Below are 19,348 nucleotides of genomic sequence, written 5' to 3'. Positions count from 1 at the left end.
CCAATGATTTCAAACCAGGAAACCCTAAATTTAAGTCCTTACATGGCGATTTATGATATCGTCGTGCCGAAAGATAATATGCTTCGCCAAATAAATGAACTTGTTGATTTTTCCTTTATTTTAGAAGAGCTTAAAACCAAATACTGCTTGGATAATGGGCGTAAAGCAATTCCGCCCATCCGTATGTTCAAATACTTATTATTAAAAGCTATCTTTGATGTATCTGATGTTGACTTAGTGGAACGCTCCAGATACGACATGTCCTTTAAATACTTTCTAAATATGGCTCCAGAAGATGACGTCATCGACTCAAGTACCCTTACAAAATTCCGTAGACTACGTCTCAAAGACGTCGGTCTTTTAGATATGTTAATCAAGAAGACGGTTGAAATCGCACTTGAAAAGAAAATCATTAAGAGTAATACAATCATTGTGGACGCAACACATACCAAGGCACGTTACAATCAGAAATCACCGATAGAATTCCTACAAGAAAAGTCGAAGAATGTCCGAAAAGCTGTCTATAAAATTGATGAATCAATGAAAGATAAATTCCCTGCGAAGTCCACTTCTAACGAAGTGGATGATGAATTGGCATATTGTGAAAAAGTCATTGAGGCAATTGAAAATGAACCACAAATCTCTCAAGTACCAGCCGTTAAAGAACGACTAAATACATTAAAGGAAATAGTGGGGGATACTCAACATCATCTTCAATATTCCGTTGATTCCGATGCACGTGTAGGTCATAAATCAGCGGACTCCTCTTTCTTCGGTTATAAAACGCATATCGCTATGTGTGATGAGAGAATTATTACAGCGGCAACCGTAACGACAGGCGAAAAAAGTGATGGACAGTACTTACAGGAATTAATCGAGAAAAGTAAAGCGACTGGAATGAAGATTGATACAGTATTAGGAGACGCTGCATATTCTGGAAAAGATAATCTAATTTATACAAATCAAGAACAAATTCAATTAATCGCTAAACTCAATCCCATCGTTACAACCGGAGGACATGCGAAAGAATTTGATTTTAATAAAGATGCGGGAATGTTTGTATGCCCGGCCGGGCATATGGCAACTCGAAAAGCCCGCACGGGCAAGAAGGGACAAAAGAGGAACCAAACAATGACGTTTTATTTTGATGTTGAAAAATGTAAAACGTGTCCATTGAGGGAAGGTTGTTACAAGGAAGGAGCTAAAAGTAAAACGTATTCCGTATCGATCAAGTCCACGGAACATGTAGAACAGGCAGCCTTTCAGGAAACAGAGGAATTTAAAAGGCTTGCACGAAATCGATATAAAATCGAAGCGAAAAATAGTGAGTTGAAAAATCCGCATGGGTACGATCAGGCCCAATCAGCGGGTTTATTTGGCATGGGCATCCAGGCCGCGACTACCATATTCGCAGTCAATCTGAAACGGATAATAAAACTGGTGAACGAAAAAGAATGAAAATAAAGGTAGAAAAGAGGCACTTTCTGTTCAGATTTGAACAGAAAATGCCTCTTTTTCATTCCGAAAAACTTCTTTATCTAAAAAACGTAAGTTTTTCAGTGCCCTCCATCACGGATGCAAACTTGGACGTCTCTCACTTTACAGATCCGGTCCATAAGATGATCTTTCAATCGATGAAGGAACTTCGAGTGAAAGGGAAACCTGTCGACCTCGTCACCTTGCTGACGGCATACAATCCGCAAGACCTGGGCGGTGCCAATTATATACAGGACTTGATGGCTTATGCGCAAATCCCGAAATTTGACGATTATGTAGGGGCTATGCTCGATGTCTGGCGTGAACGAGAAAAACGAAATGTGTTGCAACTTGCTGCACAGGAAAACTGGTCCATCGACCGCATTATGAGCGAGCTGGAAGCATTGATTGACAACCGTGTCAGTGACCATGCCTCTATATCCGACCTGCTTGTAGACGTCTATGAAGACCCATACATCCAAAAAGAGCACCAGATGGGCGCAACGGCTGGTATCGGTTCACTGGATGCTATGACAGACGGATTCCAAAACGGGGAGCTGACCATTGTTGCTGCACGACCAAGCATGGGGAAATCAGACATCATGTTGCATATCGCAAAGCATGCTGGCTGGAAAAACTGGTTGCCAATTATCTTTTCACTCGAAATGGCCGCAACGAGTTTGCGAGATCGTCTCCTCGCGTCAACGGGCCGTTTCTCAAGAGCCCGCATGCGTGATCCCTATACGCTGTTCAACGACACGCAAAAAGCCCAATGGCCGCAAACGGTTGGCAGACTAGCAGAAACGAATATCCATTTCTTCGACAATAGTAAACAAACCGTCGCAGAAATCAGAATGAAAGTGCGCAAAATGATCCATGAATTCCCTGACAGAAAACCAGTCATTTTCATCGACTATTTAACATTGCTTCATTCAGAAGATAAAAGCGCAAATATGCATCTCCAAGTATCTCAACTCACAAAAGACTTAAAAGCGATGGCGCGCGAATTCAACTGTCCCGTCATCACACTCGCACAGCTAAGTCGTGCGGTTGAACAGCGGCAAGACAAACGACCCCTCATGTCCGACCTGCGCGAGTCCGGCTCCATAGAGGAAGACGCAGATGTCATCATCTTCCTCTACCGCGATGCCTATTACTCAAAAGACGAAAATGACATGACGATGGAATTGATTGTCGCTAAAAACAGAAACGGTCCCGTCGGCACAGCCGTCGCGATCTACAATAAATTTACTGGGGAGGTTACCGGATTTGAACAAACGAACAGTGAAAGAAGAATTGGCTGAAGCCATTTATTATGATAATCCTTTTCTTGCGCATACGCTCTACTACGCACTACTGAAGGGATATGTGCAGGAAGATGACCCAACTAGCAAACTCCCAACAGACATGGACTTCCAAACGATCACTAAAATGCGCGACGAAAACTGGCTGCAAATGTGCACCATCAAACTCTTCGCCATCCCGCTCGACCAAGACCGCTATGCGATCTACCTGGCAAGGGATGAAGACGACGTCAGGCACAAGCACTTCAAGATCTACGGCTGGCTCGCCCAGCGCGTAATCGATGCAAGCCATCGAATGGATGCGAGTTTGTACTGGAATGATACAGGAGTGTCGAAGACGTTTCGGGAGATGAAGCGGGAAGTGTTGGAGTTTCCGAGTTATGTGGGGGTGGTGGGGCGGAATTGAAACGTTGGATTTATTCAATCAACAGAAATGAAGACCACGTTAAATAGTCATAATTGCTTGCTGTACCGGAACAATTCTTGCTGAGGTTTTAACCTTTCATTCAATCAGGTATAGTTAAAGAAAAAAGGCGAGGAGTGGGTGAGTATAGTGGAACCAATTAAGATTGAAGATAATGAAGTGAAAAAGGCTATTCAATCCGGTCATCCGTATATTCAAGTAGATGCGAAGAAATATTTATTGATGGAAGTGGAAGAAGTAAATTATTATTCCTCTTATGTAGTCACGGACCCTTACGAAGTAGAACGCCTGAGGGCTGCTTTGGATGAGGTGAATCCAATCCTTACGGAAGAAGAAATCAATAAAATGTTGGGAATTGATTCATGAATGTTATTTGGAGGACATCAGCCATCGATTCCTTGTTGGAATTAGATCGTTGGAGGGAATCGATTGAATTACCTAAGATTGCACCTTATCTAAAGGACACAATTCAAATATATTTTAAAGAATAAAAGTGATCCCATTATCTTCCCGGGCGGCCGTTTTATCTCCAACAAGAGAGAGTTGATCTGAGAATGGTGTTAATAGCTCTTGGGAAATCGGATCCCTATAAAGTCTTTTATCGTCTAGGGGAAGAAACAATAGAAATCTTTTTAGTCCGCCATCCAAGGCAGAAACCGATTTAATCTCAACTATAAATAATGTGTTTGATGTTCAATCCTTTTCGAGGTAGTGGCTTGAGAAGGGTTTTGTTTTTTGGATTATAAGACGACAACTACCTATCCGATTCGAAAGGGTGATACCATTGCCTCCCAAACCTATCACAGCAAGAGAACGCCTCCTAGAAGTAATCCGCATCTTAGAAGCCTATTCAGACGAAAATGATAAGTTGTCGATACACGACATACATAGCCGCTTCCCCGAAGACTCGCAAGTGGGTATTGGCGCTGTCCGGGATGATGTGGCGGGAAGCGTTGGAATTTCCGAGTTATGTGGGGGAGGTGGGGCGGTGAGGGGGTTGAATAGATGCTTTCAGTCGCAATGAATTAAATGAGGATCCGTCCAACGTCAGGACTGGATTCTTTTTGCTCTTTAGAATTTTCCTAAGTGAATTTATTTACAAAGAATTCCTGTAAAACATAAATCATTATGGTAATATTGAATTAATATGAATAGTAAAGAGTGAACCATATATACTACGACTTTTACATATAGTTTGAAACGAGAAAGAGGGTGAGTCCATGATCATCTATGAATCTACAAAAAAAGAGTTCGTTGGCGATATTGTCAATGAATTGCTGATTGACAGGTTGTACAATTCCTATCAGGAAAAAATCGGTCGGACATCAAAATCGGAAATTCGGTCATGGGAAAACTCGCTTCAGAAAATGTCCAATGTCATGCAGGATGAAGACATTCCAGCTGATGCTTCTGTCGCGATTGAATTCAATATCCCGAATACATCCAAGCGGGTAGACTTTCTAATTGCCGGAAATGATGGCAATCAGGATCACGTTGTCATTGTGGAGTTGAAACAATGGGAAGTCGTGGAGAAGGTTAAGACGCGTGATGCCATCGTGAAGACGTATCTTGGTAAAGGGAATCGTGAGACAACCCATCCTTCCTATCAGGCATGGTCGTATGCTGCGCTAATTGAGGACTTCAATGAAAACGTTCAGAAGCAGGAAATTCAGTTGAAGCCTTGCGCATATTTACATAACTACAGGAAAACAGAAAATGATCCGCTGACAGATCCTCACTATGCAGATCATTTGGAAAGAGCGCCTGTGTTTGCAAAAGGGGAGATCGAGAAGCTCCGTTCATTCATTAAGAAGTACATAAAGCTGGGGGATCAGAACCAGCTGATTTATCAGATTGAAAATGGTCGAATTCGTCCTTCTAAGTCATTGCAGGATGCACTGAACAGCATGCTGAAAGGTAATGAGGAATTTATCATGATTGATGAACAGAAAGTATTTTATGAAGAAGCCTTCCAACTTGCAGTAGAAGCGATTAGTACGGAGACAAAGAAAGTGATGATTGTAGAAGGTGGGCCAGGAACAGGCAAATCAGTGCTGGCAATTAACTTATTAGTTAAACTCATTGATCAAGGATTAGTAGCGATGTACGTATCAAAGAATTCAGCGCCTCGAGACGTTTACTCCACAAAACTGAAAGGTGATTTTATACAAACACATATTGATAATCTATTTAAAGGATCAGGTAGTTTTACAAGAGTAGAAGAAAATGAATTTGATATCCTTATTGTAGATGAAGCACATCGGTTAAATGAAAAGTCAGGTTTTTACGGCAATATGGGTGAGAACCAAGTTAAGGAATTAATCAAAGGCTCGAAATTCACGATTTTTTTCATAGACGAAAATCAAAAAGTAACACTGAAAGATATTGGAAGCATTGATTTAATAAAGCAATATGCCAATGACTATAAAGCTGAAGTTATCTCCTGTGAGTTAACATCCCAATTTCGTTGTGGCGGATCAGATGGGTATATTGCTTGGCTGGATGACGTATTGCAAATTAGGGATACAGCCAATAAAAATGATCTTGGCATGGATTATGATGTAAGGTTATTTGATGATCCAAACGAAATGCTAGCTGAAATCGAAATGCTAAATAAGAGAAACAATAAATCGCGTGTCATGGCGGGTTACTGTTGGGAATGGCCAACGAAGAAGCGCAAAGATGTAAATCACCATGACATCAAAATTCCTGAGCACAATTTCAGTATTAGCTGGAATGTCGAAAATACATGGGCAATCGAGAATACTTCAGTTAGAGAAGCCGGTTGTATTCACACTGCACAAGGATTGGAGTTCGACTACGTTGGTGTCATTATTGGAGATGATATGCGTTATGAGAATGGACAAGTAATTACGGATTTCACTAAACGGGCAAATGGTGATAAAACTCTAAGAGGTATTAAAGGAATGGCCAAGAAAGATCCTAAAGAAGCTCATGCTTTGGCTGACCCGATTATTCGTAATACGTATAGAACTTTGATGACACGTGGGCAGAAAGGGTGTTTTGTTTATTGTACGGATCCTGCATTGCAGGTGTATTTGGAGGAGAGGTTGGAGAAGGTAACGATGTATCGTAGGGAGAGGGAAGAGATGTTGTATTTGGTGGATTCAATAATAGAATATGATTGAAATCATGTTTTTGTTTTTATGAAAGAGTGGTGAATATCTTTGGAGATTGAAGCACAATGGAAGGTGATTTATAAAATAACATACCCCAATGGAAAGATATACATTGGTAAAGATTTAACTGACAGTGCAAATTACTTTGGGAGTGCCAATAGCAAGCTTATTGAGAAAGATTTTACAAGGGAGCAACGCCGTGACTTTATAATTCGGAAAGAGATTATTTGGGAATCTGTTAGTGCAACGGATAAGGAGATAAATATAAAAGAGGTAGCATTCATTAGGTACTATCAATCAAATAATCCCGGAATTGGTTATAACCAGTGGCCGAAATATACAAACAAAACAAGAGTCAGTCAAGAGGATACGTGACTGACTCTTTTAAAGCCTTTCCTCTCAAAATACCAATGCAACCGATATTCACAAATCTCCTTCATCCACTTAAACAAAATCTCCTCATGTTCTTTCTCCACATCTAACTGCGGAGTGAACATCCCAGTTTCAAATTGAATAAGTCCCTTTGAAGTACCACTCCACTTAGTCATGGGCATCTTTTCGATGAGCTTAGCAACTTTGTCTTCATTGTAATCATGTAATGCAAGCCCTTGTTTGTCAGCCATATCTGCATCTCTGCGATAAGGCTTCTCCATAAGGTAGGTGTGAAAGAAAGGCGTCACTTCGTTTGCTGATACGGGCTTGTACCAATTGGCAGCCCCCCTTGATAGCATATATTTCAACACGACCATCTTGTAACTTTTGTTCATGCCAGTTCGGTTTACTTCGATTAACCAGTCTCGATGCTGCTTCAGTACTTCTGTTTCTAGTTCGTTCAACTCTCCAGCGTGCTCAAGTAGGATAGGGTACGTCTTGAATTTCTGTTGAATTGCCCTTGAATCCTCATTCGCCTTTAAATGATACTCTAAGTATGTTGGACGGTGACCGAGCTCTTCCTTCAAATCAAAATAGGCATTGATCAATCGCTGTTGAATCGGTTCGTTCTGTTTCATTGCTTCTAATAAATCAATGACAGCTGTTTCAAAATGGAAATCGAAATACGTAGGTTCCGTGAATGTGTCGCTGCTGATTTTGGGAGGCAGTTCATTGTTGTCTGTGAAGACTTGATATTTCTTGCGTGCATTGCGGTAGTTTCCAATTAGGTCGATGATGGTGCAATGGGATTTACCTGCCGCCAGTCGTAGTCCGCGTCCAATCTGCTGGGTGAAGATAGTTAGGGATTCCGTTGGACGAGCGAACAGCAACGTATCAACAGAAGGGATATCGACACCTTCATTAAATAGATCGACTGTGAAAATAATATCGAGTTGACCGGATTCCAGCATGCTCCTAGCGGCAGCTCGTGTTTCCCGGTCTGTATTTCCGTGAAGGGCGAGTGAGCAGTAACCTGCTTGCTCAAAATGCTCGCTTAGGAAAACAGCTTGCCGGACGGACGAACAGAATCCTATCGTGCGGCTCTGTTTATGCTTCTTCCAAGCTGCCAAAACGGCCTCCGCGTAACTGTCACGCATTTGAAGTCGGAGTAGTTCCTCCTCGTCATACCGATTGTTTCGCCACTTCAATGCACTGTAATCCGTTTCATCTAATACACCGTAATAGATAAAAGGGGAGAGCCAGTTTTGCCGGATGGCGTCCAAGAAGTGGATGGAAATGGCTTCGTTGCCGTCACATAAGCTATAAACATCCTTATTGTCCAACCGGTCCGGCGTTGCAGTTAAACCAAGCAGGAACTTAGGCTTGAAATGATTTAGTACCTTTTCATACGTAGGCGCAGCGGCATGATGAAATTCATCGACGACGATTAAGTCGAACGCAGTTGGCTCAAAACGATGCAAATGATGTTGCATAGCTAGTGTTTGAATAGAAGCGAATATGAAATCTGCATCATTTTCTTTTTGCTGTCCGTCATAGATCCCGCTTGTTCTTTCAGGAAATACATGTGCAAACGATTGTTGCGCCTGCAGTAACAGCTCTTCGCGATGAGCGATAAAAAGCACCCGAGGGTAGTCTTGGGCAAAGAAAGCTGCCAAGTATGTTTTGCCAAGACCTGTAGCCAATACAACTAATGCTTTTTCGTATCCTTCTTCCACTGTTTCATTCAACGCGTCCAATGCTAGTTGCTGTGCAGGTCGCGGTTCAAGGCTTGTTACTTCATAAGGAGCTGTCGGATCTGCGACATGTTGTTCTTGAGTAGTTGCTCCGAATGTCATTTCAACTTCTGTCTTCGGGTCGAGTGCTGCGCTAAACGGCAATTTTCGGTTTGTCTCATCATAGCGAGCCCGATATCGCGTAATTTGTCCGCTATTGAGCTGGACAGTGTTTGGAGACAGAAAGAGATTCATGAATTCATGGGCAGCCGTTTCAAAGATATCCGTATCAACAGTGGAGGGGGCATATAGATTCCATTCGATGCCGCTTGTCAACGCAGACTTTGATAAGTTGGACGAGCCTACGATGACAGTAGCACTTGTCTTAGATTGAAATAAATACGCTTTCGGATGAAATGAAGTGCCTCCACTTTCCATCATGCGGACTTCAGCGGAGGGGATTTCTTCAATCAGTAATTGAAGCGCGTCGGGTTGGGTGATGGACAAATAATCACCGGTCAGTATTTTAATATCAGCCCCGCGCAACGCAGCTTCTCGTAAGGATGGCAGTACTTCCCTCACACCTGATTTCATAAGGAATGCCGTCATCCAGTAGATTGTATCTGCCTCTGCAGTGAGTCTTTTTAAGTCATCCAGCAAATTCTTCGTGACTAAACGGAGCTTAATCATCTTCTACTTCCACTAAGAAGATTCGTTCATTAAAGCCTCCGCGTTTTTTTGCTTTTTCCACTCTCACTTTATTAAGTTCCTCGAATGTTGAGCCGTGGTGGGCTGCAGCAGCATGTATGAGTTCCAATATATCCGCAAGTTCCTCTATGGCATCTTCTGCTGTTGTTGTTTCTAGGTACTCCGTTAGTTCCTCACCCATTTTTTTATTAACCTCAGTGATATATTCAGATTCATCTAATATGCGACTAGTATATAGCTTTCCTGTATTAGCTATAATCTCAGGGATGCGGTCGCGTACAAGTTTATTGTATATTGGCATTATGGTCATCTCCAATCAAAATAAAAGATTACATATATAATAACATGGTATTCATAAAGATTTCAGAAACCTTTAACGAAGTAGACGGATTCGGGATACACATCAGGAATTAGATCCGTAATAACTATCGATCCCGACTAATGTTATATGATATGATCTCCATAACAATAGGTCGTATCGCATGGGCGGTAGCCCTTGGTTATTAGGAGGTTAATTGAAATGAGCAATTCAAAACAATTTTACTCAGATGGTTTGGTTAATATAGAAAGATTGTTGAATGGTCAAGATTATTATGAAATACCTGTGCTTCAAAGAAATTACGTATGGTCTAAGGATAATATTAAAAATCTGATGACTGACATTAAGGAAAGTATGGATGAGGATCTGACACAGGATTATTTTATCGGAAGCATGGTTTTTTCAGAGGGGAAGGACCGGAAAATCGTAGTAGATGGACAACAAAGGATTACTACCCTTTCTTTGATTTTCGCTGTAGCGGTAGCACGATTTAAGGAAGATGAAGATACGGATTATATAGGTCTCTATTCCTCATATCTTTATAAAAAAACTCCAGATGATGATGGAGTTATTCAGTCGATGAATCGCTTGAAACACCATGATAGAGATAATCACTTTTTTACAGAGCTAATTAGTAATAATGCTATTGGGACTTCGGTCACTACATCCCAAACAAACATGGTTACTGCTAGAGAGACTATTGAAGATGAACTGAGTTCTTTTAAGGAAGACCATGAACTTAAACGGTTCATGAATTACTTGGCAAAACGTGTCCATATTGTCTCCATGGTAACTAGTGACCTTAATATGGCGTTTCGTATATTTGAAACGTTAAATGATAGAGGGGCGAAACTTCAGCCGGAAGACCTTTTGAAGAATATGCTACTTCGAAATTTATCGGATGGTAGTTATGATCAGGTTGCAAAAAGCTGGGATAACTTTATCAATGTACTGACTTCTGATAATGGAAAATTGCTAGTTCCGACATCGACGTTCTTAAAGCATTATGTAATGTCGAAAGGCGACATGGTACAGAAGGCTAAATTATACAAGTGGTTTGATGATTTAACTCAATTACCAGCAGAAAATCAAATTAAATTACTCGGTTACGAGTTGAATACAAATGAAGGAATTAATGCGTTCATAAGCGAATTGGAGGAAGAAGCCAAAATATATGCAAAGGCACTTTCCGGAAACTTCGAAGAATCCATTGATAACTGTATCGCATTGGGAGTTAAGCAAGTATTAATTATGGTCTTGGCTTCAAAGAAGCTAGACGAGACAAAGCGAAAAAAAGTATTTACTTTAATGGAGTCGTTAATTTTCTCTTACGTTATTACAGCATCAAGGTTTAATGTTGTGGAAAAAAGCTTGTTTAAAATTGCAGGGAAGATTCGAAGTGCTGATGCAAAACCCGCATTATTTGACGAAGCAATCGAGGATATAGAAGCATTGATCTTGGAGAAAAAAGAGCAGGCACTTACAGCTTTAGTAGAATTTAAAATGAAAAAGTCTGATCGAAAAAAAGCTAAATATATACTTTCTAAACTAGGAGAGTCTTTAGACGACATTGATCATTCCGGTTTCACAATTGAACACATCATGCCTGAAGAAAAGTCTGCTGGTTGGAAACATGTTAAAGAGAGTGCAGAGGATTACGAAGCCTTAGTATCAAGTATCGGAAATCTTACGCTTATAAATCCATCTGGTAACAGTTCCTTAAAGAACAAAGACTTCGATAGTAAGAGACAGGTTTATAGTAATCAAACTATGCTTACCAAAACCATCGTCGAAAGTGTTTATACAGGAACAAAAAATACTAAGCACGACAAGGCAATCAAAGCGTTTAATTATGATCGCGTTAGCGGAGCATGGAATAAACGGGAGATTGAAAGAAGGGCCAAGGCATTAAGAGATTTGGCAGAGCATATTTGGTTTAAGTTCTAATAGACTAACCATAAAAATAATCCATCCGTTGAGATTGCACTCAACGGATGGATTATTTCATTTCCGACATTATTTCTTTAAACCAACACCTTGAGATCTGCATCCTCCACATAATACCCAAGATACTCCATAAAAATCTCCTTAAGCTCCTCCTTCTCCAACATCGGAGACATCACGACAGGATAAGCTTTATTAAACTCCAGCAGTACTTGCCGTCCAACCCGTGGATCATCGCCTAAGTCATCACGCCATGTGATTTTTTTCTTTAATACACTGGATAGCTCTAGCTCATCAACAATCGACAAAATATTAAATACGAATTGTTTGTTACGGAACACTTCGTATTTAATCATATAGTTATAGAGGTCCAAGTTGTCGACGATGACCTCGTTGTAGTATTTGCGTTTCGCTTCGTCTTCAACTAGGTCGGTTATATATTCAGCTCCGATGACGGTCTTGTAAATGTAGTTTTCCCAGTCGAAGTTTTTCAGCACGATGTTGTTGAAGTTCGTGATGCTTTCTGTAATCTCCGGGTATTCTCGTAGAAGGAAATCACGTTTCTTTAAGACGAGCAACGAGTGCCAAAACTGCTCGTCAAAGTGTAATTCTCGGTTACTATCTAAATAGTGATTGCCGACTGTTTCGAATGCTTCTAGAAATAATTGCTTCCTGACTTCTTCACTTCTTTTCGCCATATAGATCGGGAAGTCAGGTGCTTCTTTTATATAGACGATTTCGTCGGTGAAGTAATCATCGTTGTTTTCGATCGTGTCGTTCAAGAAGTCGTTGTAAAACTGTTCGTTTTTCTTGTAGCTTTTGTTTAGCAGTTTAATCTCCACTTGCTTCCAATCCTTTCACAGCTGTCGCGTATTTTTCAATGACACGGTCGGAAATTTTGTAGATTACTTCGTCGAGCGAATCGACATCTAGTTCGTACACCATCTTTGCTTTCATCAGTCGATATAGCTTGGCATCTAGCTGGTCCGTCGGCAATTCAACGTCGTCTAAATAGACATGGCCGTCTTCACCATACTCGGGATTGGTCGCGAAACGGTGCAATGCTTTCTGAAGCCCCATATAAATGTACGGGTTATTTAACGTTCCGCTCATCGGCATACCTGTGAATTGCAGATCTTCATTTTTGTAATGAATGACAATCATTTCACTGCCGAGTTCTACTTTAATATCAGACTTCAATGTAGCGTCAATCTTCCGTTCAAATAAGTCGAACGGTTTTGTCGAGCTGCCTTCAAAGATGACGGTATTCGAAAAGCCGAGCAGGGCATGTTTCGGAACGACGATGTCATTTTTGAATTCTTGATAGAAGTCGTTTATATCTTCATTGTCACGGAATGAAATGTTTGTTGTTGCTTGAATGCTCATTTGAATAGATGTTCTTGTGTTGATTGACAAACGAGATTTCGCAATTTCGATTGCACGCTCATCCGGTTGCAGTTTGAAAAACTTATTATCCTTCGACTGGATAATTAAGAAAAGCTGTGCTTGCTTTCGAGCGATTAGCTGTTTAAGAAAATCTGATTCTACTTCGTATTCGATATCGAATCGATACGTATCTGTATTTTCCTTTAGATTAACGTTCAACATAAATCCGCCACTCTCATAGCTGTTCGACGTATTCGTTAACACCGGGTAAGGGAAGTTGGCATCCTTTTTGTAAATCATTTTACACCTCTACATAATAGACGAATTTTAATGCACGGTTATAGTTGTTTTTCAGGTCAAATGTCAGTTCAGCTACACCTTCATTGATCGTCACGTGATTTATTTTATTGTTGTTCAGTGAGCATGTGGAACCGGTCGATTTATCGATGACTTGACTGAAGTTATCCTTCAGTTTGAATGCGCTTCTATATTCTTGGCCCATGCCGTCAATAATGGAAATGCTGACGTTGCATGTTGAAGCCTTCTTTACTTCCTCGTTGCTTGAAAGGTTGAAGCGAACGATTTCTTTATTCCCCATAAGCAAGCGCTCGACGGTATTCGGATGGATGTTGAAAATACTGAGCGGCTTGTCATCATTTGTATCGGTATCATCCGCAGATGTCGTCCTCTTCACCGGTTTGATGAGCGGTGGGTTGGTCGGTTTGCTGCTCCCACCAGGTTTCTTTTTACCTTTACGAGGTGGCAAGTCATCATCCATTTTGACGACCGGTTTCTTCTTATCGATGACGACAGCTCCCATCGCTTTAGATAGTTCCTGCTTGAATTGAACTTCAGACACGTACAGCAAGTCTTTTGTATCCATCTTGCCGTCTGTCGGGTTATGGTCTTTGATTGCTTCATCAATGACGGTCGTCATCGCTCTCGACAGATTGTTAATAAAACGCTTCGCCCGCTTCTGCAACACGGGATCTTTAATGTGATCATCTGTGAGTTCAGTGTGCGACTCATTTTCCAATGACTTTAAATAGGCGTCTTCTTTCGCTCCGCCGATTAGTACGGCATTGAAGGGTTGATTTGCTTTGTTCTTCACTTTTTTATCCTCAATTTTCATGCCAATCGTTCGGATGATAGCGACACGGCCTTTCGGAATTTCTTCATCGTATCGGAAGTACAGGTTGAATTCGTACTCCTCTTTACCGTCCGATACGTGAAGTGTACGGGCCGGCTGCTCCAAGTACGTGCTTACATAGAGAGGGGTAAATACGTGCTTCATGTCCGCAATGTTTTGGGTGTAGTATTCTGGGTCATTCACATACTCCTGGATATTGTTTGCATCAATTTTTCTGCCATTGACATCAACTTCTAATTTATTCAGCAGGATGGAAACGAAGAAGCTGTCACATACACTGCGGATGATGTCCGTTTCATCGCTATATTCTTTTCGTAAGAACGGGATAATGATTTTCAAGCCACGCGTTTTCTTCTCAAACACTTTGTGGAAGGTGTTTTCAAACGGATAGAATTTTGATTTATTCGGACCGAGTCGTTCGATATCCGCGAAATAGCCTGTCGAACGATAACTTTGCCCTTCAAACTCATGTTCAATGAGTTGCACAGTCCCGCCTAAATGCTGATCACCGTTAGCATCGCAGTTTGCGAAATACATGACATTCAAATCGGAAGCGGCGTTGGAAGCAATTTTCCCGACACCGTGAGATCCTCCGCGAGAAGTTTCGACGGCTGCATCCTCTTCTTCTGAATGAACGCCTTTGTTATATGCATAAATGGCCCATGTGTCTTTGGAAGAATTGCTTTGACCGTTTTTCGCGCCACTTAAGCCTCGCGTATTGGAATCTTCAAAAGAGATATAGTGAACCTCTTCCTCCTCAGACGTCTTCACCATATGTTCAATAGCTTCTTTTGTATAACTGTTTCGACCTTTCAAAGAATGAATGCGTTTGATTACTTCATTGATTCCTGGGACGTCTTTCTTTTGGATCGTCCCTGTTGTTATGGAGAACTTTACAGGATCCTCGCTATCAAGCAATCTGCCATCTAGTGAGTTTTGGATATTTTCACGGATAAGTCCCGCTACTTTTAAGTTATAAAAACGTTCAAGAATTTTATTGAAATTGGACTCCTCTATATTCGGAATCGGGGAGAACTGCCAATAAGACATAACTGCACCTCGCGTAGATTTACTTTTTTAGTAACGAATGTCTTGGATCTAAGACATTGTATTACAGTATAGGGCAAAAGGTGCGGTGGATCAATGTAATTTGAAGGAATTATTCGGTAAAGAGATTTCTGGGAGAGGGGGAGAATATGGGGTTGAATATGTTTTGACTAAATAGGAATTAGAAAGGAACAAATGAATTTAATTTAATTGATACTTTATCGGGCAGTAAAAGCTTTATTAGTGGCCAGTTACAGGATTTAACATGAAGTTGTTAGGCGAAATAGTGTCGAGTACCAGATTCTCACTTTATGTTGATAGTTTTAGACCTTCGTATTATTCTCACAATATAGTTAGTAATATTGCTAAATTTATAGGGATATTCTTCATTTTTCGTGGTACTATTTAATTAGTTTGAATAATAAGAGATAAGGGTGGAGAATGGAATGTTGCGCTTCTTGAAACCTAAGTGTGGGATTTGTAAGAAGAAAGCGGTTGAGTATAGACGGTATAGGCTGCCGGGGAGTGGTAATAAGGTGAGTAGGGTTTGTTTGCATTGTAGTGTTTATGCGGAGAGACGGGCTTATAGGAAGGTTTAATTCGAGAATTGTGTGATAACAAGATCGTTCGATAGAGGACACTGTATAAATTTTTTCATTAGATTTAGATTCGAGATACTCTGGATTAAATTCTAGTTACAGTCACCCACACATTTATGACTGACAATATGATTAATAATTATACATCATGCTATTTGTTAATATTGATCAGGCATTATTCCTTCTTTGAAAGGAGTTAATATTTTGAGCAAAGACAGAAAAGAAGATATACAAGGTGCAGGTAAAGGACTTGTGCTTGATACTATATTAAACGTAGGAAGTGAGACTGCGGCCGAGATTGCAAAAGAATCATTTACTAGTCTAATAAGTGGTATTCTCGTTGATACTACCAGCTCACTTATTCCTGGAGTTGCAGGAGCAGTCCATGGATATAAACGTGTACGCTTCGAAAGGAACATTACTGCATTTACAGAACAAGTATTTTCTAATATTGATGTCATTCTTGTTAATTTAGAAAGCAAAACAAGAGAGCAAAAAGAGCAAATTGATCAGCTATTTAATATTGTATTGGATTATGTAATTGATGAACAACAAGAGGACAAGATTCAATACATGGTAAATGGATTTTTAAACTTAACAGATCATGAACAAGTATCAGATGACTTTGTTCTAACATATTATGATGTCCTTAAAGAGTTGAGAATGGTGGATATATCAGTACTTAGTTTAATGTTTAATTCCCGGTACGTTTTAGGGAATCACTCAACTGAATCATTTCGGGATGTAATGGAAAGGCATGGACTAAGCTATGAACAATACCAATCAGTACGAGGAAATCTAAAAAGAATAGGCTTGCTCGTGACGAAGACAGATCTAAATGTAACTGATGATCTTGAAGAGATAGTAAAGAGGTTCAAAGAGTTATATGACTACTTAGACAAAGTAACTGACCCCAAGTATAAGCGTACTCTTCCAAAGCTAAAGTTGCCTAAATTAAAATCCAAGGAGAATTTGGAACTGTCTAAGTTTGGGAGTGAATTTGTTAGATTTTTCATAAACATAGAAGAGGAATCAGTGTAATATACCTGATAATGAAGCGTTTCTAGCATAAGAATTTTCAAGAAGAAAACTTATGTGTTTGTCCGGATTCCTCGTTTTTCAAGAAATTGCTAAAGAAACCATTAATGTTTAGTAGCTTAGACTAACAAGTATCCTTTAAAGATAGGAGCTGTAAAAAGCAAATGGATGAAATTTTAAAGCAAATACGAGAAGAGCATATCATCTATGCGATTGAACAACTTGATAAGAACAGATGGGGAAAAAAGAATAACTCTAGCAAATTCGATTTAGTGCATAACGGTAAAACATATCCACCTAAAATGATTATTAGGCATGCTGGAATTAAAGCGACAGGCGAAGAGCCGGTTAAGTTTGGTGGCGGTAAAGAGTCAAATGAGTTATTGATGAAATTTGGATTTACAGTTGTCGATAAAGAAACTGGTTTGCCTATTGGAAAGAAGCAACGATCTGTTGAAGATTTACGTGATCGACAATTAGAACAAGAGCTTAAAAATGAATCGCAAAATATCGAAAGAATTTTAGGAAGCGCCGATCTCTCTGCAACTGAGAAAAAAGAACTTGTGAAAATCAGAATTGGACAAGGTGCTTTTAGAAAATATTTATTAGCTGTACATACTTCGTGTGAGTTATGTAATGTGAATAATCCTTTGTTGCTCATAGCTAGTCATATTAAACCCTGGAAAGATTGCCACTCTGAAGAAAGATTGGATAGAGATAATGGATTACTACTTTGCCCTAATCATGACAGCTTATTTGATAAAGGTTTGATTACATTTGATGGTGTGGGACAAATTATAATATCGACAGATCTATCTAGCACTGATCGGATATTTATGAATGTATTAGAGTCGATGAAAATTATGTGCACAAATAAAAGAAAGAAATATATGAATTGGCATCAAACACATGTGTATAAGATGTAATTAAAAGGTTACAGTTTTTAGAGATTAATTTCGAGTACCAGGTTCTCCTGGACTTTCGAATTATTTGAGAACCTAGTACCCTTTAATTAGTAAAACAGCGTTGAATTCAAATCCATAAAGTTTTTGGGAGATTTAGTTAAAATAATAGGAGGGTCATTATGAAAAAGAGTTTTTTGTGTTTCATTGTATTCTTATTAGCATTATCATTTTCAATCTCAGTAAATGCAAATTCTATTGGCTTTAAAGACGTGCCTAGGAGTCATAATAATTACGCTGAGATAATGTATCTATTAGAAATAGGAGTTATAGAACCGAGTGATAGATTTGGAGTGAATGAAAAAGTAACTCGTGAAGAAGTAGCTGTAATGATTGCTAAAGTACTTGGCTTAGACGGAACTAAAACAAAAACTAAATTCAAGGATGTTCCACAGACCAGATTTTCATCAGGTTATATAAATAGTGCAGTACAAGCAGGCGTTTTAAACGGCTACCCTGATGGTACATTTAAACCTACTCATCAAGTTACGCGTGGTCACATGGCTGCATTTATCGCCAATGCCTTTAAATTGCAAGAACAAGCAGATATAAATTTCAAAGATGTATCTGAAGGTTCTACCCCTTATATAGCGGTGAAAAAACTAGCTGCGGCTAAAATTACCTCTGGTTATCCTGATGGCACATTTAGACCTAATGAAGGTCTATCACGTGCTCATATTTCGGCATTTTTATATCGGGCAATTCAAGCGGAAAATAAAGTAATACCTGTAAGTCCCACGAAACCTACGGATAGTGAACTAGCCATTAATTACTTAATTAAATCAGGAGAATATAAAGGGTCAAAATTAGATCTATTCGCTTTTCCCATTTCTGATGTAGATAGAATAATTGAAGTATCTATATATAACAACAATAGTAATCCTTATTTTGGTAGATGGCTTTTTAAAGATGGAAATCTTGTGGATAAATTATGGTACGGAGAAATATTCAATGACAATTATACGAGTAATCCATTGATAGGCGGTATTTTATTACCCATACAAAACCCTAACCTACAGCCCAATTCAACACCGAAACCGATTCCGGTACCAAAACCAGTACCAGTGCCAAAACCAGTACCAGCGCCAGTACCAAACTTCAATGAAGTATTAGAACTTTACGGACAGGATGGTAAGTTCTTAGGTGTCTTATCGACAAATAAATATGCGAATAAATCTGTTTTTAATGAGTATGGTAGCTATGGAAGTAAATATTCCTCAACAAGTATTTGGAATAACTACGGAACCTATGGAAGTGAGTACTCATCCAATAGCGCATTCAACAAATACTCTTCTACACCTCCGAAAATCGTTGTAAATGGAAAAGTAATTGGTTATGTCACTGTAAATCCCTATGTGTCAGACGGAATACATCCTCATGATTTATATAGAGTATTACAGAGTCTAGGTTTTTAACTCTTAAATAGTATATAGCTTAATTTCTGTACCAGGTTCTCATTGAATTTCGGATTATTTTAGAACCTGGTACCCATTATTAGAGGGCGGGAAATTATGATCCCAGTCACTCATTCAATCATGAAAGTTCAAACATTTATGTTTGCTCCGGCTAACGTGAATGTTTGATTGCTAGGCACCGTATTCGGAGTGTATTACGCGTGAAATAAGCGTCATGAGTAGATACAATCCTTATTAATCGTACCCTAGTTCTGAATGAACTATGTATGAATGTAAATAGGAGAGAATGGTGATATAAACTCTCACCATACAGATTGTGAGAAAAATAGGG

Annotated in this window: 15 protein-coding genes; 10 read left to right on the top strand and 5 right to left on the bottom strand. The window is 39.6% G+C overall.

Annotation, left to right across the window (positions count from 1 at the left end):
• Positions 1 to 3: 3 nt before the first annotated feature.
• From QWT69_RS13995 to QWT69_RS13970, 6 genes are all read left to right on the top strand, one after another.
• Entirely contained in the window at positions 4 to 1,458 is a 1,455-nt protein-coding gene (locus QWT69_RS13995; RefSeq protein WP_317966198.1) for an IS1182 family transposase, read from the top strand.
• A complete protein-coding gene (locus QWT69_RS13990; protein WP_317966621.1) occupies positions 1,455 to 2,780 on the top strand; it encodes a replicative DNA helicase in 1,326 nt (441 codons plus the stop codon). The genes QWT69_RS13995 and QWT69_RS13990 overlap by 4 nt, the downstream gene beginning before the upstream one ends.
• Positions 2,746 to 3,186 (top strand): hypothetical protein, encoded by a 441-nt coding sequence (locus tag QWT69_RS13985; protein WP_317966619.1) that lies wholly within the window; start codon positions 2,746 to 2,748, stop codon positions 3,184 to 3,186. The genes QWT69_RS13990 and QWT69_RS13985 overlap by 35 nt, the downstream gene beginning before the upstream one ends.
• Before the next feature lie 147 nt (positions 3,187 to 3,333).
• Positions 3,334 to 3,570: a hypothetical protein gene (locus tag QWT69_RS13980; protein ID WP_317966617.1), complete on the top strand. Its 237-nt coding sequence runs from the start codon at positions 3,334 to 3,336 to the stop codon at positions 3,568 to 3,570.
• 854 nt (positions 3,571 to 4,424) lie between these two features.
• Entirely contained in the window at positions 4,425 to 6,353 is a 1,929-nt protein-coding gene (locus QWT69_RS13975; RefSeq protein ID WP_317966615.1) for a DNA/RNA helicase domain-containing protein, read from the top strand.
• 39 nt (positions 6,354 to 6,392) lie between these two features.
• On the top strand, positions 6,393 to 6,719 hold the full coding sequence (locus QWT69_RS13970) for a GIY-YIG nuclease family protein (RefSeq protein WP_317966613.1): 327 nt from the start codon (positions 6,393 to 6,395) through the stop codon (positions 6,717 to 6,719).
• Here QWT69_RS13970 and QWT69_RS13965 read toward each other — a convergent pair.
• Both QWT69_RS13965 and QWT69_RS13960 read right to left on the bottom strand, forming a co-directional pair.
• Positions 6,704 to 9,139 carry a DEAD/DEAH box helicase family protein gene (locus QWT69_RS13965; RefSeq protein WP_317966611.1) on the bottom strand — a complete coding sequence of 812 codons (2,436 nt, stop codon included), beginning with the start codon at positions 9,137 to 9,139 and terminating at the stop codon, positions 6,704 to 6,706. The genes QWT69_RS13970 and QWT69_RS13965 overlap by 16 nt on opposite strands.
• The gene (locus QWT69_RS13960) at positions 9,132 to 9,458 is read right to left on the bottom strand and encodes a pyrophosphohydrolase domain-containing protein (RefSeq protein ID WP_317966609.1); all 327 of its coding nucleotides are present in this window, start codon (positions 9,456 to 9,458) and stop codon (positions 9,132 to 9,134) included. The genes QWT69_RS13965 and QWT69_RS13960 overlap by 8 nt, the downstream gene beginning before the upstream one ends.
• Positions 9,459 to 9,677: 219 nt before the next feature.
• Between QWT69_RS13960 and QWT69_RS13955 the strand changes: the two genes are divergently transcribed.
• Positions 9,678 to 11,423 (top strand): DUF262 domain-containing protein, encoded by a 1,746-nt coding sequence (locus tag QWT69_RS13955; RefSeq protein ID WP_317966607.1) that lies wholly within the window; start codon positions 9,678 to 9,680, stop codon positions 11,421 to 11,423.
• A 77-nt stretch (positions 11,424 to 11,500) separates the two neighbouring features.
• Here QWT69_RS13955 and QWT69_RS13950 read toward each other — a convergent pair whose 3' ends face one another.
• The 3 genes from QWT69_RS13950 to QWT69_RS13940 are packed head-to-tail and all read right to left on the bottom strand — an operon-like array spanning position 11,501 to position 15,006.
• A complete protein-coding gene (locus QWT69_RS13950; protein WP_317966605.1) occupies positions 11,501 to 12,262 on the bottom strand; it encodes a hypothetical protein in 762 nt (253 codons plus the stop codon).
• On the bottom strand, positions 12,252 to 13,106 hold the full coding sequence (locus QWT69_RS13945; RefSeq protein WP_317966603.1) for a hypothetical protein: 855 nt from the start codon (positions 13,104 to 13,106) through the stop codon (positions 12,252 to 12,254). The genes QWT69_RS13950 and QWT69_RS13945 overlap by 11 nt, the downstream gene beginning before the upstream one ends.
• A gap of 1 nt (position 13,107) precedes the next feature.
• Positions 13,108 to 15,006 (bottom strand): hypothetical protein, encoded by a 1,899-nt coding sequence (locus tag QWT69_RS13940; protein ID WP_317966601.1) that lies wholly within the window; start codon positions 15,004 to 15,006, stop codon positions 13,108 to 13,110.
• An 800-nt stretch (positions 15,007 to 15,806) separates the two neighbouring features.
• Here QWT69_RS13940 and QWT69_RS13935 point away from each other — a divergent pair.
• The 3 genes from QWT69_RS13935 to QWT69_RS13925 all read left to right on the top strand — a co-directional run bounded on the left by QWT69_RS13935 (position 15,807) and on the right by QWT69_RS13925 (position 19,017).
• Positions 15,807 to 16,643, top strand: coding sequence for a hypothetical protein (locus QWT69_RS13935; protein WP_317966599.1), 837 nt, complete (start codon positions 15,807 to 15,809; stop codon positions 16,641 to 16,643).
• Positions 16,644 to 16,804: 161 nt separating this feature from the next.
• A complete protein-coding gene (locus QWT69_RS13930) occupies positions 16,805 to 17,566 on the top strand; it encodes an HNH endonuclease (RefSeq protein WP_317966597.1) in 762 nt (253 codons plus the stop codon).
• A 158-nt stretch (positions 17,567 to 17,724) separates the two neighbouring features.
• Positions 17,725 to 19,017 carry an S-layer homology domain-containing protein gene (locus QWT69_RS13925; protein ID WP_317966595.1) on the top strand — a complete coding sequence of 431 codons (1,293 nt, stop codon included), beginning with the start codon at positions 17,725 to 17,727 and terminating at the stop codon, positions 19,015 to 19,017.
• Positions 19,018 to 19,348 lie beyond the last annotated feature (331 nt).

This window comes from Sporosarcina oncorhynchi, assembly GCF_033304615.1.
Taxonomy (GTDB): Bacteria; Bacillota; Bacilli; order Bacillales_A; family Planococcaceae; genus Sporosarcina; species Sporosarcina oncorhynchi.
The sequence above is the reverse complement of the archived record's forward strand: the minus strand, read 5'-3'. Positions and strand labels throughout refer to the sequence as shown.